Origin of the sequence: Streptomyces sp. NBC_00631 (assembly GCF_045206895.1) — a bacterium.
Lineage (GTDB): Bacteria > Actinomycetota > Actinomycetes > Streptomycetales > Streptomycetaceae > Streptomyces.
Window position 1 is genome coordinate 10,066,086 of sequence record NZ_CP107734.1, and the last position, 18,545, is coordinate 10,084,630.

Annotated in this window: 19 protein-coding genes; 13 read left to right on the plus strand and 6 right to left on the minus strand. The window is 70.9% G+C overall.

Features of this window, described 5'->3' with window-relative positions:
* The first annotated feature begins 163 nt into the window (after window positions 1-163).
* The 7 genes from OHB00_RS45270 (at window position 164) to OHB00_RS45300 (ending at window position 7,774) form a co-directional block, all read left to right on the plus strand.
* Entirely contained in the window at window positions 164-355 is a 192-nt protein-coding gene (locus tag OHB00_RS45270; RefSeq protein ID WP_406444008.1) for a hypothetical protein, read from the plus strand.
* Between the two features lie 144 nt (window positions 356-499).
* On the plus strand, window positions 500-1,540 hold the full coding sequence (locus tag OHB00_RS45275) for an NUDIX domain-containing protein (protein ID WP_406444010.1): 1,041 nt from the start codon (window positions 500-502) through the stop codon (window positions 1,538-1,540).
* Window positions 1,541-1,795: 255 nt separating this feature from the next.
* Window positions 1,796-3,613, plus strand: a complete 1,818-nt coding sequence (locus OHB00_RS45280) for an ABC transporter family substrate-binding protein (protein WP_406444011.1) — start codon at window positions 1,796-1,798, stop codon at window positions 3,611-3,613.
* An 82-nt stretch (window positions 3,614-3,695) separates the two neighbouring features.
* A complete protein-coding gene (locus OHB00_RS45285) occupies window positions 3,696-4,697 on the plus strand; it encodes an ABC transporter permease (RefSeq protein WP_406444013.1) in 1,002 nt (333 codons plus the stop codon).
* A complete protein-coding gene (locus tag OHB00_RS45290; protein WP_406444015.1) occupies window positions 4,690-5,610 on the plus strand; it encodes an ABC transporter permease in 921 nt (306 codons plus the stop codon). Before OHB00_RS45285 ends, OHB00_RS45290 begins: the two co-directional genes overlap by 8 nt.
* Before the next feature lie 17 nt (window positions 5,611-5,627).
* Window positions 5,628-6,725, plus strand: a complete 1,098-nt coding sequence (locus OHB00_RS45295) for an ABC transporter ATP-binding protein (protein ID WP_406446284.1) — start codon at window positions 5,628-5,630, stop codon at window positions 6,723-6,725.
* Complete coding sequence (locus OHB00_RS45300; RefSeq protein ID WP_406444017.1) at window positions 6,722-7,774, plus strand: ABC transporter ATP-binding protein; 1,053 nt, start codon at window positions 6,722-6,724, stop codon at window positions 7,772-7,774. The genes OHB00_RS45295 and OHB00_RS45300 overlap by 4 nt, the downstream gene beginning before the upstream one ends.
* On the opposite strand, the gene OHB00_RS45305 is transcribed toward OHB00_RS45300, so the two are convergent.
* From OHB00_RS45305 to OHB00_RS45315, 3 genes are all read right to left on the minus strand, one after another.
* The gene (locus OHB00_RS45305) at window positions 7,747-8,802 is read right to left on the minus strand and encodes a protein kinase family protein (RefSeq protein ID WP_406444019.1); all 1,056 of its coding nucleotides are present in this window, start codon (window positions 8,800-8,802) and stop codon (window positions 7,747-7,749) included. The two genes, OHB00_RS45300 and OHB00_RS45305, sit on opposite strands and share 28 nt — an antisense overlap.
* A gap of 10 nt (window positions 8,803-8,812) precedes the next feature.
* Window positions 8,813-9,535, minus strand: coding sequence for an MBL fold metallo-hydrolase (locus tag OHB00_RS45310; RefSeq protein WP_406444020.1), 723 nt, complete (start codon window positions 9,533-9,535; stop codon window positions 8,813-8,815).
* Window positions 9,536-9,650: 115 nt separating this feature from the next.
* Entirely contained in the window at window positions 9,651-11,006 is a 1,356-nt protein-coding gene (locus OHB00_RS45315; RefSeq protein WP_406444022.1) for a dipeptidase, read from the minus strand.
* A 193-nt stretch (window positions 11,007-11,199) separates the two neighbouring features.
* Here OHB00_RS45315 and OHB00_RS45320 point away from each other — a divergent pair, with 193 nt between their 5' ends.
* Entirely contained in the window at window positions 11,200-12,483 is a 1,284-nt protein-coding gene (locus tag OHB00_RS45320; protein WP_406444023.1) for a geranylgeranyl reductase family protein, read from the plus strand.
* On the opposite strand, the gene OHB00_RS45325 is transcribed toward OHB00_RS45320, so the two are convergent.
* Window positions 12,473-12,952 carry a nitroreductase family deazaflavin-dependent oxidoreductase gene (locus OHB00_RS45325; protein ID WP_406444025.1) on the minus strand — a complete coding sequence of 160 codons (480 nt, stop codon included), beginning with the start codon at window positions 12,950-12,952 and terminating at the stop codon, window positions 12,473-12,475. The genes OHB00_RS45320 and OHB00_RS45325 overlap by 11 nt on opposite strands.
* Before the next feature lie 205 nt (window positions 12,953-13,157).
* Here OHB00_RS45325 and OHB00_RS45330 point away from each other — a divergent pair, with 205 nt between their 5' ends.
* Window positions 13,158-13,856: a TetR/AcrR family transcriptional regulator gene (locus tag OHB00_RS45330; RefSeq protein WP_406444027.1), complete on the plus strand. Its 699-nt coding sequence runs from the start codon at window positions 13,158-13,160 to the stop codon at window positions 13,854-13,856.
* Window positions 13,857-13,866: 10 nt separating this feature from the next.
* Here the strand turns inward: OHB00_RS45330 and OHB00_RS45335 are convergent, their stop codons facing one another.
* The gene (locus OHB00_RS45335) at window positions 13,867-14,361 is read right to left on the minus strand and encodes an FBP domain-containing protein (RefSeq protein WP_406444029.1); all 495 of its coding nucleotides are present in this window, start codon (window positions 14,359-14,361) and stop codon (window positions 13,867-13,869) included.
* A gap of 89 nt (window positions 14,362-14,450) precedes the next feature.
* On the opposite strand from OHB00_RS45335, the gene OHB00_RS45340 reads away from it, so the two are divergent.
* From OHB00_RS45340 to OHB00_RS45355, 4 genes are all read left to right on the plus strand, one after another.
* Window positions 14,451-15,023: a TetR/AcrR family transcriptional regulator gene (locus OHB00_RS45340; protein WP_406444031.1), complete on the plus strand. Its 573-nt coding sequence runs from the start codon at window positions 14,451-14,453 to the stop codon at window positions 15,021-15,023.
* A 70-nt stretch (window positions 15,024-15,093) separates the two neighbouring features.
* On the plus strand, window positions 15,094-16,344 hold the full coding sequence (locus OHB00_RS45345) for a GDSL-type esterase/lipase family protein (RefSeq protein ID WP_406444033.1): 1,251 nt from the start codon (window positions 15,094-15,096) through the stop codon (window positions 16,342-16,344).
* Between the two features lie 53 nt (window positions 16,345-16,397).
* Window positions 16,398-17,624: a sensor histidine kinase gene (locus OHB00_RS45350; protein WP_406444034.1), complete on the plus strand. Its 1,227-nt coding sequence runs from the start codon at window positions 16,398-16,400 to the stop codon at window positions 17,622-17,624.
* Window positions 17,621-18,286, plus strand: coding sequence for a response regulator (locus tag OHB00_RS45355; RefSeq protein WP_406444036.1), 666 nt, complete (start codon window positions 17,621-17,623; stop codon window positions 18,284-18,286). The genes OHB00_RS45350 and OHB00_RS45355 overlap by 4 nt, the downstream gene beginning before the upstream one ends.
* On the opposite strand, the gene OHB00_RS45360 is transcribed toward OHB00_RS45355, so the two are convergent.
* On the minus strand, window positions 18,247-18,531 hold the full coding sequence (locus tag OHB00_RS45360) for a DUF6332 family protein (RefSeq protein ID WP_406444038.1): 285 nt from the start codon (window positions 18,529-18,531) through the stop codon (window positions 18,247-18,249). The two genes, OHB00_RS45355 and OHB00_RS45360, sit on opposite strands and share 40 nt — an antisense overlap.
* Window positions 18,532-18,545: the final 14 nt, after the last annotated feature.

Sequence of the window (18,545 nt, forward strand, 5' to 3'; positions counted from 1 at the left end):
CCGCGATGACGGCATGAACGCGCCATCGCTGTGTGCGGTTACGTTAGAACCCGTCGGAGTGTGTTGGACAGAGAGCGGTGATGGTGGTTCGACTCCGGCGGGCGCGTTGCTCCCCTCGCGGGTACGCCCGTGACCCCGGGCCGTCCGCGTAGTTGGAACGGGCATGAAGAAGCGCAGCATGCTCGCCATCGCCAGTCTGGCCACTGGTTTCGTCGTGGCCGCCATCACCCCGTCGCACGCGGCCGCCGAAGCCCCGCCCGGTGACCTGAACGTCTCGGGCACCCTGGAGCACGTCGACCACATCGTCGGTCGGGACAGCTTCCAGACCGACCAGGACTGGCTGGGCCAGGAGTAGCCCCGCCGAGCGAGAGCGGGCAAGAGTGCCGGTGTTCCAGGCAGGGGAGGCCGGCACTCCGTCTGCGCGCCCTCAACGGGAACTGGTTTCCGTGGCAGTGTGGAGCGGGCAAGCCACAGGGGGCCAACAGAAGAGGGGGAGTCCGTGATCGTCTGGGTCAACGGCGCGTTCGGTGCGGGTAAGACCACCACCGCACGTGAACTGATCGAACTGATCCCGAACAGCACGCTCTTCGACCCCGAGCTCATCGGCGGGGCACTGACACACCTGCTGCCTGCCAAACACCTGGCCGAGGTCGGCGACTTCCAGGATCTGCCGATCTGGCGCCGACTGGTGATCGACACGGCGGCCGCGATGCTCGCCGAGCTGGGCGGAACCCTGGTCGTTCCGATGACGCTGCTGCGCCAGGAGTACCGCGACGAGATCTTCGGCGGCCTCGCCGCCCGCCGGATCGCGGTCCGGCACCTGTGCCTCACCCCGGCCGAAACGATCCTGCGCGAGCGTATAGCCGACCGGGACATCCCGCCCGACCTGCCCGACGGCGAGATACGGATCCGGCAGTGGTCGTACGACCACATCGAGTCCTATCGCACCGCCCTCACCTCCTGGATCAGCGCCGACGCCCATCTTGTGGACAGCAGCGGACTCAGCCCGTACGAGACGGCGGTGCGGATCGCGGCGGCGGTGGGCAGCGGCGAAGCCGCGGCCTGTGACATCGTGCAGACCCCCGAACCCACCGCCGAGACCGTCGCCGCGGGTGTCCTCCTCTTCGACGAACAGAACCGCTTCCTCCTCGTGGATCCCACCTACAAAGCCGGCTGGGAGTTCCCCGGCGGTGTCGTCGAACCCGGTGAGGCCCCCGCCCGGGCGGGAGTGCGCGAGGTCGAGGAGGAGACCGGGATACGGCTGGAGGAGCTGCCCAGGCTGCTCGTCGTCGACTGGGAACAGCCCGCGCCGCCCCGCTACGGCGGTCTGCGGCTGCTCTTCGACGGCGGCCGGCTGGACTCCGCCGAGGCCGGGCGGCTGGTGCTGCCGGGGCCGGAGCTGCGGGGCTGGCGGTTCGTCACCGAGCAGGAGGCGGCCGAGCTGCTGCCGCCGGTGCGCTACGAACGGCTGCGCTGGGCGCTGCGCGCCCGCGAGCGCGGCGCCGCGCTCTATCTGGAGGCCGGTGTCCCGGTCGGTTGACATTCGCTGATGATCCGTCAAGTCCTCGCCACGCCGGTGATGTTGGCGGGGACTTCGGCATTTCCGGGGTGTGTAGGCGACTTTGCCCGGGGTGGAAGGTTCCTGGGGGAAAACGAGGGTGAATTGTCGCCGTCCCGGTATGAACAAGAACATGAAGGAGGTACACAAACGTTCTACCGTCGGTGCGCAGCTCAACTTCCTCGCGGCCGCTGGCCGCCGTGCACAGGCCGGACAACCACCGGCTGAAGGAGGGACATGCGCGCACACTCTTCGGCCCTCACAAGGGGCCTGGCACTGACCGCCGGGCTCGTCCTGGCGCTCGCCGCCTGCAGCAGCGGGGGAGGCGGCGGGGGCAGCGGCGGGAAGGGCACCTCGGCCGGTCTCACGTCCTGCGCCACCGAGGGCAAGGCCGACACCTGCAACTCCGGCGCCACCAAGGCCGGTGGCACGTTCACCTACGTCATCGAGAAGAACATCCAGCAGTGGAACGTGCAGGACACCAACGGCAACACCTTCGAGAACGCCGAGGCGCTGAGCCCCGTGCTGCCCCAGGTCTTCGTCCCGCAGCCGGACTTCAGCGTCAAGCTCAACACCGACCTGGTGACCTCGGCGACCCAGACGAGCGCCAGTCCGCAGACCCTCGTCTACAAGATCAACCCCAAGGCGTCCTGGAACGACGGCACCCCGATCACCGCCGACGACTTCGTCTACTACTGGCGCACCAACGACGGCAAGGACTGCCCGCCGCCGCCCGCCAGCGACTCCACCCAGACCAAGGGCTGTCTGCCGGAGAGCACCGCAGGCTACGACCGCATCAAGTCGGTCACCGGTTCCGACAACGGCAAGACCGTCACCGTCGTGATGGCCAGGCCCTACGCCGACTGGAAGTCCCTGTTCGGGGCGGGCTACCCGTTCTACCCGGCGCACGTGGCCGAGAAGGTCTCCGGCGCCAAGGCGGGCGACGCGGCGCACATGACGGCCGCCCAGATGACCCAGGGCTGGCAGTACTTCCAGAAGAACCCGCCCACCAAGTACGCGACCGCGGGCCCCTACAAGATGACCGAGTGGGTCGACAACGACCACGCCACCTATGAGCCCGACCCGAAGTGGTCCGGCAAGAAGGCCACCCTGCAACGGCTGCTCTTCAAGGTCATCTCGGACGCCACCCAGGAGCCGATCGCGCTGCGCAACAACGAGGTCCAGGGCATCTATCCCCAGCCCGAGGTCGACCTCGTCAACCAGGTCAAGGCCATCCCGAACGTCACCTACAGCATCGGCAGCGGACTGACCTGGGAGCACTTCGACCTCAACCTGCACAACCCGGTGATCGGCAAGTACCTGGCCCTCAGGCAGGCGATGTTCACGGCCATCAGCGTCAAGGACATCATGGCCAAGACGGTCGCCCAGTTCGATCCCGGTGTGAAGCAGCTCTACAACCACAACTTCGTCCCGGGGACGGCCGGGTACAAGGACGTGGTCAGCGCCAGCGGCCAGGGCTCGGGTGACCTCACCAAGGCCAAGAAGTACCTCACCGACGCCAAGTTCACCGGAGTGGGCACCGCCCTGAAGACCCCGGACGGCAAGGCCGTCGGACCCTTCGACTGCCGCTACACCACCGGCAACCAGATCCGGCAGAGCGAGTGCCAGATCCTGCAGAGCGACCTCGCCAACCTCGGGATCAAGGTCACGATCAAGCCGATCGGCGCCGCCGACCTCGGCACGGTCCTGGCCGGCCACCAGTACGACATCATCGTCTTCGCCTGGGTCGCCTCACCGTTCGCGATCAGCGGCGCCCAGCAGCTGTGGACGACCGGGGCCGGCGGCAACTACGGCGGTTACAGCAACAAGCAGGTCGACTCCCTGATCAGCACGGCCATCGGGGAGACGGACCAGACCAAGGCCGCCGCCCTGCTCAACCAGGCCGACCAGATCATGGTGAACGACGCCTACGTGCTGCCGCTCTACCAGAAGCCCACCTTCCTCGCGGTGCAGACCCGGTTCGTCAACATGCGCAACAACTCCACCAACGTCGGACCGCCGTACAACGTCGGCGAGTGGGGCCTGAAGAAGTAGCCCCACCGGAGCCCGTCGGATCCTCCGTGCCCGGCCCCGGCGATCCCGGGGCCGGGTCTCCGCCTCCGCCTCCGTGCGATCCGTGAGAGAAGACCGCATGCTCGCCTACACCGTGCGCCGCATCCTCGTCTCCATACCCGTCCTGATCGTCTCGACCTTCATCGTCTTCCTGGTCGTCGTCAACTCCGGGGACCCGGTGGCCAACTTCGCCACCTCCCGGCAACCGCCGCCCAGCAAGGCCGCCGTGACCGCCTTCGCCCGCCACATCCACGCCGACCAACCGGTCGTGGAACGCTACTGGAACTGGATCACCGGCGTCCTGCACGGCGACTGGGGCCCGTCCGTCCAGTCCAACCTCGACATCGGCCACGACCTGTTCACCCGCTTCCGGGTCACCGTCACCCTGGTCGCCGCCGCCATGCTGCTCGCCCTCGTGATGTCGATCGTCTTCGGCGTGTTCAGCGCGATCCGCCAGTACAGCGTCGCCGACTACACCATCACCTTCCTCGGCTTCCTGTTCCTCGCCATGCCTGTGTTCTGGTTCGCGGTCCTGCTCAAACAGGCCGGGATCTGGTTCAACCAGGAGACCGGCAGCCAGTTCCTCGGCACCATCGGCGAGAAGTCGCCGTACCTCGAAGTCGACACCACCTGGAACGAGTTCACCGACCGCGTCGGCCACCTCATCCTGCCCACCATCACCCTGGCCCTGGTCTCCTTCGCCTCCTGGACCCGCTACACCCGAGCCGCCATGCTCGAAGTCCTGGACAGCGACTACGTGCGGCTCGCCCGCGCCAAAGGGCTGCGCCGCGGCCGGGTGCTCACCCGGCACGCTCTGCGCACCGCCCTGATCCCGCTCGCCACCGTCACCGCCCTCGACATCGCGATCATCCTCGGTGGCGCCGTCATCACCGAGACGATCTTCCAGTGGCACGGCATGGGCGAGATGCTCGTCCAGGCCGCCACCACCCTCGACGTCTACCGGACCATGGCCTGGCTGCTGCTGTCCGCCGTCGTCGTCATCGTCTTCAACCTCTTCGCCGACCTCCTCTACGCCGTACTCGACCCGAGGATCCGCTATGACTGACATCGGGGCACTCGGGCCTGCCGGCACGCGAACGCCGAGCGACGACGGCGAGTTCACCGTCGTGCAGCGCAGCCAGACCCAGCTGGTGCTGCGCCGCTTCCTGCGCCACCGGGCCGCGATGATCAGCCTGGTCGTCTTCGTGCTGATCGTGCTGTGGGCCTTCGTCGGCCCGCACTTCTGGCACTACTCGTACGCCAAGTACACGCCCGACAACTCCCGACCACCCTCCTGGAAGCACCCGTTCGGCACCGACTCGTCGGGGTACGACGCCTACGCACAGGTGATGCGCGGCACCCAGACCTCGCTGAAGATCGCCATCCTGATCGCCCTCGGCTCGACCCTGGTCGGCGCCGTGTGGGGCGCCGTCGCCGGCTTCTACCGGGGGTTCGTCGACGCGCTGATGATGCGCGTCGCCGATCTTGTGCTGACCCTCCCGCTGTTCGCGATCGCGCTGGTGATCTCCTCGCGCAGCGGCGGTTCCTGGTACTGGATCGCCGTGGTGATCGCCGGACTCACCTGGGCGTACGTGTCCCGGGTGGTGCGCTCCTCCGTACTGTCCCTGCGCGAGAAGGAGTTCGTGGAGGCCGCCCGGGCGCTCGGCGCCTCCGACACCCGGATCATCTTCCGGCATCTGCTGCCCAACGCGCTCGGCCCGATCATCGTGAACGCCACCATCCTGGTCGCCACCGGCATCCTCACCGAGACCGCCCTGTCCTTCCTCGGGTTCGGCGTCCAGCCGCCCGACACCTCACTCGGGCTGCTGGTCGCCCAGGCACAGACCGCGGTCGACACCCGGCCCTGGCTCTTCTACATCCCCGGCGCCTTCATCATCGCCATCGCCCTCACCATCAACTTCATCGGCGACGGGCTGCGCGACGCCTTCGACCCCCGGCAGCAAAGGGTGCGACAGTGACCGACACGGGCAACCGCATGGGTATCGACAGGGTCGTGGGGAAGGGCGAGGAGTCCGGCGCCGTCCTCGAAGTCGAGGACCTGAGCGTGGAGTTCCCCACCGAGGACGGGACCGTACGGGCGGTGCGCGGCGTCGGCTACCGGCTGGAGCGGGGCGAGGCGCTGGGCATCGTCGGCGAGTCGGGCTCCGGCAAGTCCGTCACCGCGCTCGCCGTGATGGGGCTGCTGCCCGGCTCTGCCCGGGTGCGCGGCTCGGTGCGGTTCGAGGGCACCGAACTCCTCGGCATGTCCGACGCCCGCCTCTCCGACGTGCGCGGCAGCGGCATCGCCATGGTCTTCCAGGACCCCATGACCTCCCTCAATCCCGTCTACACGGTCGGCTACCAGATCGCCGAGACCCTGCTCAGACACAACCCCCGGCTCGGCAAACGCCCGGCCCGCGAGCGTGCCGTGGAACTCCTCGGCACGGTCGGCATACCGAGCCCCGAACGGCGCGTCGACAGCTACCCGCACGAACTCTCCGGCGGCATGCGCCAGCGGGTCGTCATCGCCATCGCGATCGCCAACGACCCGGACGTGATCATCGCCGACGAGCCCACCACCGCCCTCGACGTCACCGTGCAGGCGCAGATCCTGGAGGCCCTGGAGGCCGCCCGCGCCGAAACCGGCGCCGCGCTGGTCCTGATCACCCACGACCTCGGCGTGGTCGCCGGCCACACCGACCGGGTCGCCGTCATGTACGCCGGACGGATCGTGGAGACCGGCTCCGTCGAGGACATCTTCTACACCCCGCGCATGCCCTACACCCTGGGCCTGCTCGGCTCCCTGCCCCGCCTCGACCACGAGGAGGACCGGCTGACCCCCATCACCGGCTCCCCTCCCTCGCTGCTCAACCTGCCCCCGGGCTGCCCCTTCGCACCCCGCTGCCCGATGCGCCGGGAGCCCTGCGACAGCACCGAACCCGCCCTGCGCCCGGCCGGGTCCGAGGCCCACCGCAGCGCCTGCCACTTCGCCGACGAACTCGTCGACACGGCGGCCGGCGAGGTCTTCGACGCCGTCGGCGCCGACACCGAGGCCCTGGCCCGGTTCGCGGACCTGGAGGACGATGCCCGATGACCGCTCCACTGCCCTCGCCGGCCGATCACGGCGGCCCCGGCGACCCGGTCCTCCGCGTCCGTGACCTGGTCAAACACTTCCCGGTGATGTCGCGCGGCGTGATCCGCCGCCGGGTCGGCGACGTGCATGCCGTGTGCGGGGTCTCCTTCGACCTGTACCCGAACGAAACGCTCGGCCTGGTCGGCGAGTCCGGCTCCGGCAAGACGACCGTCTCCCGGACCCTGCTCAACCTGGAGACGGCCACCTCTGGCTCCGTCCACTACCAGGGCCGACTCCTGACCGACCTGACTAGACGTCAGATGCGGCCGTTGCGGCGCGAGTTGCAGATCGTCTTCCAGGATCCGTACGCCTCCCTGGACCCCCGGATCTCCGTCCACGAGATCGTCGCCGAACCCCTGCGCATTCACGGCCGCTACGGCCCGGGCTCCCCCGACGAGGTACGCGAACTGCTGCGCCTGGTCGGCCTCAACCCCGAGCACGGCAACCGCTTCGCGCACGAGTTCTCCGGCGGCCAGCGCCAACGCATCGGCATCGCACGGGCATTGGCGCTGCGGCCCAAAGTGGTCGTGCTGGACGAGCCGGTCTCCGCGCTGGACGTGTCGATCCAGGCGGGCGTCCTCAACCTGCTGATGGACCTGCAGAGCGAACTGGGCCTGTCCTTCCTCTTCGTGGCGCACGACCTCTCCGTGATGCGCCATGTCGCCCACCGGGTCGCGGTGATGTACCTGGGCCGCCTGGTGGAGATCGCCCCAGCCCGGCAGCTCTTCGCCCGCCCCGCCCACCCCTACACCCAGGCCCTGGTCTCCGCGATCCCGCTGCCCGACCCGCGCAAGGAACGCGCCCGGAAACGGATCACGGTCCAGGGCGACGTCCCCAGCCCGGTCCACCCGCCCAGCGGCTGCCGCTTCCGCACCCGCTGCCCCAAGTTCGCCGGCCAGCTCACCGACAGCGAACGCACCGCCTGCGTCGAACGGGTGCCGGACCTGGTCGACCGGGGCGGCGGCAACCCGGTCGCCTGCCACTACGCGGAGAGCGTGCAGCTGCTGTAGCCGCCCGGGTACGGAAACGGCGTCAGCCGGCTCTCCCGGCCCAGCCGCCGGAAGAAATCCTCCATGCCCACGGCGAGCGGGGCGTGCCGGACCAGCAACTCGGCGGCGGCCCGGGGGATCCCCTCGGGCTGCTTGCCGCCGGCGCAGGCGCGCACGAACTCCGCTCGCTCCTCACCCCGGTGTCCGTACAGGGCGGTGGCGAGCCAGATCACCAGGTAGTAGGAGGTGTACGTGCGGTCGTAGTGCCGATGCCGGTCGAAGAAGTCCCGCTCGTCGGGGGTGAGCCGGAAACGGGAGCTGAGCGAGAGCCCGAAGTCCGTGAGGTACAGCGCCCGGCCGTCGGTGAGGATGTTGCGGAAGTGGGCGTCCAGATGCAGGAGCTGCCGTGTGTGGAGGAAGGACGTCAGTTCCTCCAGCTGCCGCGCCACTTGGCGGCAGGCCGCGTCCGCCTGGTCCCTGCGCAGTTCGGCGTCCAGCCAGTCGTGCAGGGTGGACGGGATGTGCTCCAGGAACAGGGTCAGGTTCGCGGAGGCGTCCCGAAGGCCCTCGACGCGTTCACGCAGGCCCGTCGAACCGCCCCAGTAGGCCACCACCTTCTCGACGTCCGCGAGTTCGTCGGGCAGCGGGTGGGCCATGTCCGGCAGTACCCGCCAGTGGTGGAGCAGCGGGAAGCCGGGGAAGCGGCCGGCCAGCACCCAGTTCGTCGTCGCCGTGTGCGCGGCCAGCTCCCGCCAGGCGTTGAATCCAGGGCCGCAGACGGCACCCATGCCGTAGTGGCAGTACGGCGGCAGGCCGAAGAGGTTCGCGGTGGAGCGGACGTGCAGCGGGTCCCGTTCCCGGTCGGTCAGGGGGATCCGCTTCACGAACACCGCGCTGCCGTCCACCGTGATCCGCGCGGCTCTGCCGCCGACCCCCGTGCCCAGCGACTCGCCCGCCGCGACCCGCTCGGCCAGCTCGACGTCGCTCAGCAGGGCCAGCGAAGTCGCGACGTCCGTGTGGGCGGCGATACGGCGCGCGGTGTCGGTCATGCCTCCATGGTCACCGCGGCGGCCCGTAGGTGTCCGCGGATCTGCTCAGTACCCGCGATGCGTTCGCGGTCACCGGAGCACCGTGGCCGAAACACGCCACCTCAGTCTCCAGGGCGGCCAACCGACGGAAGGACGCGACGGCTTCGTCCCGGTCGAGGTTGAACACCCCGAGGACCACCGCTCCGGTGACCGGCGCGGCCGCCACCGCGTCTCCGGTGAACAGCACACCGTACGCGGGCAGATGGAGGGCGATGCTGCCGTGGGTGTGCCCGGGGACGTGGAGGATCCGGGCACCGCCGCCGAAGTCCAGGACGTCGCCGTCGGACAGCTCCGACACCTCCGCCGGGGGCACCGGCTCGCCGGCGGGCAGCAGTTCGGCGGCCGCGGCGTGAATCGGCAGCTCCCAGTCCTCGAACACCGGCGGCGGACCCGGGAGTTCGCCCCGGATCACCGGAGCGTCCAGGCGGTGGGCCAGCACCTCGGCTCCGCTCAGCGCGGCGAACTCGGCGGCCCCGCCGACGTGGTCCTCGTGGAAGTGGGTGAGGACGATCCTTCGTACCGCCGAAGGGGACCGCCCCAGCGCGGTGAGCGCGTCGGCGATCGGCCGGCCCGAGCCGGGCGGCCCGGAGTCGATCAGGGTCGAGGCGCCGGCGTCCGGGTCGTGCCAGAGGTAGGCCTGGCCCACCGGGAAGCGCAGCAGGTGCAGCCGGGGGAGCAGCTCGATGACGTCCATGTCCCGACCGTAGGGAGGACCCCCGTCCACGGACGAGGGTCCTCCGCTGTGGGCAGAGCGATTCCGCCCACCGCGTACGCCGGCCGCCCCTGGCGCGTCGGGTGACCGGGGTTTGTCAGCCCGCGGCGTAGTTCCGCAGGAACAGCGCCTCCGCCACCGACAGGCGCTCCAGCTCCCCGGGGGACACGCTCTCGTTGACGGCGTGGATCTGCGCCTCCGGCTCGCTCAGACCGATCAGCAGGATCTCGGCCTGCGGGTAGAGGCCGGCGAGGGTGTTGCACAGCGGGATGGAGCCGCCCTGACCGGCGTACTGCATCGTCTCGTCCGGGTAGGCGACCGCCATCGCGTCGGCCATCGCCCGGTACGCCGGGCTGCTGGGGTCCGCGCGGAACGGCTGGCCCTGGCCCACCGCCTCCGTCCGCACCCGCGCACCCCACGGCGTGTGCGCCTCCAGGTGGGCCTGGAGCAGCTTTCCCGCCTCGGCCGCGTCCACGCCCGGCGGCACCCGGAGGTTGACCAGGGCGCGGGCGCTGGCCTGCACCGACGGGGTGGCGCCGACCACCGGCGGACAGTCGATGCCGAGCACCGTGACCGCCGGACGGGCCCAGATGCGGTCCGCGACCGAGCCGTCGCCGATCAGCTGGACGCCGTCCAGGACCTTCGCGTCCGTACGGAACTGCTCCTCGTCGTACTCCAGACCCTCCCAGCGGGTCTCGGGCGCGAGCCCGTCGACCGTCGTGGAACCGTCCTCGGCGCGCAGCGAGTCCAGGACCCGGATCAGCGCGGCCAGCGCGTCCGGGGCGGCACCGCCGAACTGGCCCGAGTGCAGATTGCCCCGGAGCGTGTCGATCTGGATGCGGATGGAGGTCATCCCGCGCAGGGTCGTGGTGACGGTCGGCAGTCCCACCCGGAAGTTGCCCGCGTCACCGATGACGATCGCGTCCGCGGCCAGCAGTTCGGGGTGCTCCTCGGCGTACCGCTCCAGGCCGCCGGTGCCCATCTCCTCCGAGCCTTCGGCGATCACCTTGACGCTGACCGGGACGCCGCCGTTCGCCTTCAGCGCGCGCAGCGCCAGCAGGTGCATGATCACGCCGCCCTTGCAGTCGGCGGCCCCGCGCCCGTACCAGCGGCCGTCCCGCTCGGTCAGCTCGAACGGCGGGGTGGTCCAGGCGGTCTCGTCCAGCGGGGGCTGCACATCGTAGTGCGCGTACAGCAGGACCGTTTTGGCACCCTCCGGGCCCGGCAGATAGCCGTACACCGACTGCGTGCCGTCCGGTGTGTCCAGTACGGCGACGTCCGTGAAGTCCTCGGCGCGCAGCGCGTCGGCCACCCAGTTCGCGGCACCCTCGCTCTCGCTCTTCGGGAACTGGGCGAAGTCCGCCACCGATCTGAACGCCACCAGCTCGGCGAGCTCCGCCTTGGCCCTGGGCAGCAGGGCGGCGACGGTCTCGGCGACCGGATTGGACGACATGGGCACGCTCCTCGTGGGTGCGACGTTGAACTGGTGAGTGGGACCGATCCTCCCACAGTGGCCTGCGGCGATCTCCGCCGTAGGATGCGGGGGGACAGGTGACAGGTGCCGGCCTACGGACGTACCGGGCCCTACCTTTGGCGTGATACGGCGTGATACGGCTTCTACGGCTTGATCGGAGCAGCGGACCATCGTGAGCGGCGAGAATTCTTCGGCGGACGACGTGCGGGCGGACGACGTGCAGCGGGTGTGGGACGTCGTCGTGGTGGGCGCGGGACCCGCGGGGGCCTCGGCCGCCTACGCGGCGGCGGTCGCGGGACGGCGCGTGCTGTTGCTGGAGAAGGCCGAACTGCCCCGGTACAAGACCTGCGGCGGCGGCATCATCGGCCCCTCGCGGGACGCGCTGCCGCCCGGCTTCGAGCTGCCCCTCAAGGACCGGGTGCACGCGGTCACCTTCTCCAGCAACGGACGGTTCACCCGCACCCGCCGCTCCAAGCAGATGATGTTCGGGCTGATCAACCGGCCCGAGTTCGACCAGCAGCTGGTCGAGCACGCCCAGAAGGCGGGCGCCGAGCTGCGCACCGGCGCCGCCGTGCAGCGCGTCGAGCAGCACGGCTCGGCGGTCCCGGACCGGCGGACCGTCGCGGTCGTCCTCCAGGGCGGTGAGACCCTGCTGGCCCGCGCGGTGGTCGGCGCCGACGGCAGCGCCAGCCGCATAGGCGCCCACGTCGGGGTGAAGGTCGACCAGGTCGACCTCGGCCTGGAGGCGGAGATCCCGGTGCCCGAGACGGTCGCCGAGGACTGGAAGGGCCGGGTCCTCATCGACTGGGGCCCGATGCCCGGCAGTTACGGCTGGGTCTTCCCCAAGGGTGACACCCTGACCGTCGGCGTGATCTCGGCGCGCGGCGAAGGCGCGGCCACCAAGCGGTACTTGGAGGACTTCATCGCCCGGCTCGGCCTCGCCGGCTTCGAACCGAGCATCTCCTCCGGCCACCTGACCCGCTGCCGGTCCGACGACTCCCCGCTGTCCCGGGGCCGGGTGCTGGTCTGCGGTGACGCGGCGGGCCTGCTTGAGCCCTGGACCCGCGAGGGCATCTCCTTCGCGCTGCGTTCGGGGCGGCTCGCGGGAGAGTGGGCGGTGCGGATCGCCGAGGCCCACGACGCCGTCGACGCCCGCCGCCAGGCGCTGAACTACGCCTTCGCCATCAAGGCGGGCCTCGGCGTCGAGATGAGCGTCGGCAAGCGGATGCTCGCGGCGTTCGAGCGCCGGCCCGGGCTGTTCCACGCGGCGCTCACCGGGTTCCGTCCCGCCTGGCGGGCGTTCAAGGAGATCACCCAGGGCCGTACCTCCCTCGGTGAGCTCATCCGCTCCCACCCGCTGGCCCAGCGCGCCCTCACGGCGTTCGACCCGGTGCCGGCGGCGAAGGCGAACGCCGCCGACGAGGACGCCGCCGACGAGGAACCCGTCACTTCGTGACGGTGACCCGGAAGACGGGGTGGTCGGCACCGGCCGCGAGGAGTTCGTCGTCGGAGGACTTGGCCGTCACCCCGGGGAAGTACTGCTTGACCTCCCAGCCCCACTTCTCCAGGTAGGCCCGCAGCACCGGGAGCTTCTCGGCATCGGGAAGCTCCGCCACGGTGAACTCCCGCACCTTCCGCCCCACCCGCAGCTCCCCGCCGCCGGCCACGCGTATGTTCCGCACCCACTGGGAGTTGCCGCGCGCCGAGACCAGGTACTGGCTGCCGTCGTACGTGTGCGGGTTGACCGGGACGCGCTGCATCTTGCCGGTCTTGCGGCCGCGCACGGAGAGTTCCGCGCTGCCCGCGAAACTGATCCCGTGCCGGGCGAGCCAGCCGACGAGGCTGTTCATGCGGACGGCCATCGGGTCGACCTTGGCGTAGTACGGCTCGGGCGACGGCTGAGGCTGAGGCTGCGACGACGACATGGTGACCCCCACTGATTGGGAGAGCAGTGCTCTCGCTTGAGGAACAGTGTGGAGGAGATCGGTGCACCAACGCAAGAGCACTGCTCTCTTTTTTGAGCGCCGCACTTATTGGTGAGCGCCGCTCCAAGCAGTGAGCGGCGATCCAAAACAGGTGCACTGCTCCACACCGTGTGCACTGCTCTGCAAACATGGCAGACTGCTGCCCATGACCACCCCCACCCCACAGGGCGCCCGCGCGCGAGCCAGGATGGAAGTCGCCACGGCCATCAAGGACGAGGCGCGCAGACAGCTTGCCGCCGAGGGCGCGGCCAAGCTGTCGCTGCGAGCCGTCGCGCGCCAACTCGGCATGGTCTCCTCGGCGCTCTACCGCTACTTTCCCAGCCGCGACGACCTGCTCACCGCGCTGATCATCGACGCCTACGACTCCCTCGGCGAGGCCGCCGAGACCGCCCACGCCGCTGCCGCAGACGCGGCCCCGGCGCAGCGCTGGGTCGTGGTGTGCGAGGCGGTGCGCGGCTGGGCGCTGGCCCATCCGCACGAGTACGCGCTGATCTACGGCTCGCCGGTGCCCGGCTACTCGGCTCCCGAGACGACCATTCCGCCGGCCGCCCGGGTGGCCCTCGTTCTCATCGGGATCCTGCGCGAGGCGTTCGAGCGGCGCGGTCTGGCCCGTACCCCCGTGCCCGCCGAGCTCGGCCCCGAGGCCCGCCGGATGGCTGACGAGCTGATGCCCGGCCTGCCGCCGGAGGTGGCGGTGGCCATGGCCGCGGCGTGGGCCCAGTTGTTCGGGCTGGTGGGGTTCGAACTGTTCGGCCAGTTCAAGGGGGTCGTCGAGGAACGGGAGCGGTTCTTCCGGCATGCGGCCGCGCAGCTCGCCCACGGGGTGGGACTGGTCCTCCCCTAGCGAGCGGGGCTCACGCCGTCACCTTGTCCAGGAACGCGGCGAGGTTCGTCACCGTGCGCCGTATCTTCTCCTCCAGTGTGAGCGACTCCGGCATGCGCCCTCCCACACCCGCGTCCCGCTTGCCCCGCACATAGAGCGAACAGGCGAGGTCGCTGCAGAGGTACGCGCCCACGGAGTTGCCCTGCAGCCCGGCCTTCCCCGCCTTGGCGGCGACCATCAGGGAGACGCCCCCGGTGTGCGTGGTCAGGCAGATCGAGCACATGCTGCGCCGGGTCTGCCAGGAGGAGGGGCTAGGGCAGCGAAGCGTCACCGCCCGTGCACGGCCGTCCTCCAGTTCGGTCACCAGGTAGGCGCGGTCCGGCGCCTGGGGATCGCGCCAGCCGAAGTAGTCCAGGTCGGTCCACGGCCGTTCGGCCAGGTCGTGTGGGATGTGCAGGCGTTTCGCCGCGCCCTTGGTGCAGTTCATGAAGGCGGCACGGATCTCTTGCTCGGTCAGCGGTCTCATGCACCGCACGCTAATTTGCCTAAAGGGTTTAGGCAAACGCATAATTGATTCAGGCGAGAGGTGAGGACAAGGGGAGTGGAGGAGCGGGTGTGGCGCGAGCGGGGCTGAATGCGGAGCGGCTGGTCCGGGCCGGAGCCGAGCTGGCCGACGAGGTCGGCTTCGACCAGGTGACCGTCTCGGCACTGGCCAGACGGTTCGACGTGAAGGTCGCGAGCCTGTACTCGCACGTCAAGAGCTCCCAGGACCTCAAGACGAGGATCGCGCTGCTGGCGCTGGAGGAGTGCGCCGACCGGGCCGCCGACGCGCTGGCCGGCCGGGCCGGCAAGGACGCCCTCGTGGCCTTCGCCGACGTCTACCGCGACTACGCCCGCGCCCACCCCGGCCGCTACACGGCGGCCCGGCTGCGCCTCGACCCGGAGACGGCCGCGGCGAGCGCCGGTGTCCGGCACGCCCAGATGACCCGGGCGATCCTGCGCGGCTACGACCTGACCGAACCGGACGAGACCCACGCCGTCCGGATGCTCGGCAGCGTCTTCCATGGCTATGTCGACCTGGAACTGAGCGGCGGCTTCAGTCACAGCGCCCCCGACAGCCAGCAGTCCTGGACCCGCGTCCTCGACGCCCTCGACGCCCTGCTGCGCAACTGGCCCACACCGACCTGACCCCCTTCGTACGGAACACCGACGGAACACCGACGGAAACCAGACGGAAAACAGACGGAGCGCAGAGGCGATGAACACCGACCCCCGCTGGATCACCACCCCGATCACCGCCGACCTGCTTCGTGGCGCCCTGGACCTGGAGCACACGGAGCACGGGGTCCTGCCGCACCGGCTCCCGGCCCGGGCCCGCGCCCAGTGCGACGACCCGCAGCTCGCCATGGTGGAGTCCCAGCCCTCCGGCGTACGGCTGGTGTTCCGCACCCGCGCCACCGCCGTGGAACTGGACACCCTGCCCACCAAGCGGCTCTACGTCGGCGCGCCGCCCCGCCCGGACGGCGTCTACGACCTGCTCGTCGACGGCACCCTGTCCGGTCAGGGCAGCGTGTCCGGCGGCATGGTCCAGGTCGTCGACATGAGCACCGGAACCATGGAGCTGCGCCCCGGACCGGTCGGCACCCTCCGCTTCAGCGGACTGCCGGAGCGCGAGAAGACCGTCGAGATCTGGCTGCCGCACAACGAGACCACCGAACTGGTCGCGCTGCGCACCGACGCCCCGGTCGCCGCCATGCCCGACCACGGCCGCAAGGTCTGGCTGCACCACGGCAGTTCCATCAGCCACGGCTCCGACGCCGCGGGCCCCACCGCCATCTGGCCCGTGCTCGCGGCCGCGCTCGGCGGCGTGGAGCTGGTCAACCTGGGGCTGGGCGGCAGCGCCCTGCTCGACCCGTTCACCGCCCGCGCCGTCCGGGACGCCCCCACCGACCTGATCAGCCTCAAGCTCGGCATCAACGTCGTCAACACCGACCTGATGCGGCTGCGCGCCTTCGGCCCCGCCGTGCACGGCTTCCTCGACACCGTCCGCGAGGGGCACCCCACCACCCCGCTGCTGGTCGTGTCGCCGATCCTGTGCCCGATGCACGAGGACACGCCAGGCCCCACCGCCATGGACCTGAGCGACTTCGGCGCGGGCCGGCTCACCTTCACGGCCGTCGGCGACCCGGCCGAGCGCGCGAGCGGCAAGCTCACCCTGAACGTCATCCGGGACGAGCTGTCCCGGATCGTCGACCAGCGCGCGGCCGAGGACCCCCACCTCCACTACCTCGACGGCCGTGCCCTCTACGGCGAGGCCGACGCCGCCGAACTCCCGCTGCCCGACGGACTCCACCCGGACGCAGCCGCCCACCGCCGGATCGGCGAACGCTTCGCCCGACTGGCCTTCGAGGACGGCGGCGCGTTCACGGGACGCCGCGGCGACCGCCGACCACCACGGGCAGCCGCTCCGGCCAGGTCCGGCGGCCTACTTCCCGGGGAGTACGCGTGATCACCTCGCCGGGCTGACGCCCGCGCGGGCCGGTGGCGTCTAGCGTGGCGCTCATGGACGAGCAGCGGGTACGGGAGCGCGGCCCCGCGCGGTGGTGGCACCACGGGCCCCCGGGATGGGAGGACCCCGCCACCACCGGTACCCGTCGCCCCCGCCTGCCGTGGCGCACCACCGTGCTGCTCACCGTCCTCGTACTGGTGGGCTCGAACTTCGCCGCCCATGCGCAGACCCACCGCGAGCACCTCGACCCGTTCGCCCGCCTGCTGCTCCTCGCCACCTGTGCCCTGCTGCTGTGGCGGCACCGGCACCCGGTGCCCGTGGCGTTCGGCACGGCCGCCCTCGCCCTGGTCTACCTCGGTGCCGGCTACCCGTACGGACCGGTCTTCGCGGCGGTCGCCGTGGCCTGCTTCAGTACGGTCGTCGCCGGGCACCGGCGGGCGGCCTGGGCGGCGCTCGGCATGCTGTGGGCCGGGCATCTGCTGATCTCGCTGTGGCTGTACCGCCTGCTGCCGCCGCCGGGCGACACGGGGGCGAACCTGGGGCAGGAGATGATCGTCGCCACCTGGGTGCTGATCATCGTCTCGGTGGCCGAGCTGGTCCGGCTGCGGCGCGAGCAGTGGGCGCGGGAGCGGGCCGACCGCGCCCAGGCGGCCCGGCTGCGCGCGGACGCGGAACGGCTGCGGATCGCCAGGGAGCTGCACGACGTCCTGGCGCACAGCATCTCGGTCATCAACGTCCAGGCCGGCATGGGGCTCGCGCTCCTCGACTCCGACCCCGAGCAGGCCAGGTCCGCGCTCACCACCATCAAGGCGGCCAGCAAGGAGGCCCTCGGCGAGGTGCGTCAGGTGCTCGACACCCTGCGCGCCCCGGGAAACGCGCCCCGGGCACCGGCGCCCGGTCTCGGGCGGCTGCCGGAACTGGTGGAACAGGCGGCGGGCGCCGGGCTCACCGTCGACGTGACGGGGCAGCCGCCGCACCTGCCGCCCGGTGCCGACCTGGCCGCCTTCCGCATCGTGCAGGAGGCCCTCACCAACGTCGTACGGCACTCCGGGTCACGGCACGCGCGCGTGCGGCTCGAACACGGCGGACGCAAGCTGCGGTTGCGGATCGACGACGACGGTCCGGCGACCGGGGCGGACGCGGGCGGCAGCGGGAACGGGCTGGCCGGGATGCGGGAGCGGGCGGCCGCCCTGGGTGGCACGATCGAGGCGGGACCGCGCGCCGACGGCGGCTTCCGGGTGCTGGCCGTGCTGCCCTTGGACGACCGGGAGGACCGATGATCCGGGTGCTGCTCGCCGACGACCAGTCGCTGGTGCGGGCCGGTTTCCGGGCGCTGCTCGACGCGCAGCCCGACATCGAGGTGACCGGTGAGGCGGCGGACGGCGAGGAGACGCTGCGCAAGGTGCGGGAACTGCGCCCCGATGTCGTCCTGATGGACATCCGCATGCCACGCCTCGACGGCCTGGCCGCGACCCGCCGGGTCACCGGCGAGCCGGAGCTGACGGACGTCAAGGTGGTCATGCTGACGACGTTCGAGCTCGACGAGTACGTCTTCGAGGCGATCCGGTCCGGCGCCTCCGGGTTCCTGGTCAAGGACACCGAGCCGGACGAACTGGTGCGGGCGGTCAGGGCGGTGGTGGCCGGGAACGCGCTGCTGTCGCCGGGGGTGACACGCCGGCTGATCGCGGAGTTCGCGGCCCGTTCCAAGGCGCCGGCCGCCGCCGACGCGCTCGCCCGGCTCACCGAGCGGGAGAGGGAGGTGATGGCCCTGGTCGGCATCGGCCTGTCCAACGAGGAGATCGCCCGCCGGCTGGTCGTCAGCCCCCTCACCGCCAAGACCCACGTGAGCCGCACGATGATCAAACTGGGCGCCCGTGACCGCGCCCAACTGGTGGTCCTGGCCTATGAGTCGGGCTTGGTGCGGCCGGGCTGGCTGGGCTGAGACGAGCGCCGGAAACGGACCAGCACGCTGACGACCCGGGCGACGAACAGCACGGGCGCGAGCACCGCGCCCACGACGCGCAGCGTGCGCTCCACACCGTCGGGCAGCTCGAACAGCAACGCCGGACCGGCCACCGCCCCGTAGGCGACGGCGGCCGCGAACGCCGCACTGCACAGCGCGTATCCGATCTCGACGGTGATCGCGTCCCGCTCGGCCTGACCGCGCCGTCCCCCGTGCATCGTCATCCCGGCAGTGTCAC

What these genes read in the sequence shown, in the direction of transcription:
- OHB00_RS45270 (WP_406444008.1), top strand. Translation starts at nt 164, where the DNA reads ATGAAGAAGCGCAGCATGCTCGCCATCGCCAGTCTGGCCACTGGTTTC.
- OHB00_RS45280 (WP_406444011.1), top strand. Translation starts at nt 1,796, where the DNA reads ATGCGCGCACACTCTTCGGCCCTCACAAGGGGCCTGGCACTGACCGCC.
- OHB00_RS45290 (WP_406444015.1), top strand. Translation starts at nt 4,690, where the DNA reads ATGACTGACATCGGGGCACTCGGGCCTGCCGGCACGCGAACGCCGAGC.
- OHB00_RS45295 (WP_406446284.1), top strand. Translation starts at nt 5,628, where the DNA reads ATGGGTATCGACAGGGTCGTGGGGAAGGGCGAGGAGTCCGGCGCCGTC.
- OHB00_RS45300 (WP_406444017.1), top strand. Translation starts at nt 6,722, where the DNA reads ATGACCGCTCCACTGCCCTCGCCGGCCGATCACGGCGGCCCCGGCGAC.
- OHB00_RS45305 (WP_406444019.1), bottom strand. Translation starts at nt 8,802, where the DNA reads ATGACCGACACCGCGCGCCGTATCGCCGCCCACACGGACGTCGCGACT.
- OHB00_RS45310 (WP_406444020.1), bottom strand. Translation starts at nt 9,535, where the DNA reads ATGGACGTCATCGAGCTGCTCCCCCGGCTGCACCTGCTGCGCTTCCCG.
- OHB00_RS45315 (WP_406444022.1), bottom strand. Translation starts at nt 11,006, where the DNA reads ATGTCGTCCAATCCGGTCGCCGAGACCGTCGCCGCCCTGCTGCCCAGG.
- OHB00_RS45325 (WP_406444025.1), bottom strand. Translation starts at nt 12,952, where the DNA reads ATGTCGTCGTCGCAGCCTCAGCCTCAGCCGTCGCCCGAGCCGTACTAC.
- OHB00_RS45330 (WP_406444027.1), top strand. Translation starts at nt 13,158, where the DNA reads ATGACCACCCCCACCCCACAGGGCGCCCGCGCGCGAGCCAGGATGGAA.
- OHB00_RS45335 (WP_406444029.1), bottom strand. Translation starts at nt 14,361, where the DNA reads ATGAGACCGCTGACCGAGCAAGAGATCCGTGCCGCCTTCATGAACTGC.
- OHB00_RS45345 (WP_406444033.1), top strand. Translation starts at nt 15,094, where the DNA reads ATGAACACCGACCCCCGCTGGATCACCACCCCGATCACCGCCGACCTG.
- OHB00_RS45350 (WP_406444034.1), top strand. Translation starts at nt 16,398, where the DNA reads ATGGACGAGCAGCGGGTACGGGAGCGCGGCCCCGCGCGGTGGTGGCAC.
- OHB00_RS45355 (WP_406444036.1), top strand. Translation starts at nt 17,621, where the DNA reads ATGATCCGGGTGCTGCTCGCCGACGACCAGTCGCTGGTGCGGGCCGGT.
- OHB00_RS45360 (WP_406444038.1), bottom strand. Translation starts at nt 18,531, where the DNA reads ATGACGATGCACGGGGGACGGCGCGGTCAGGCCGAGCGGGACGCGATC.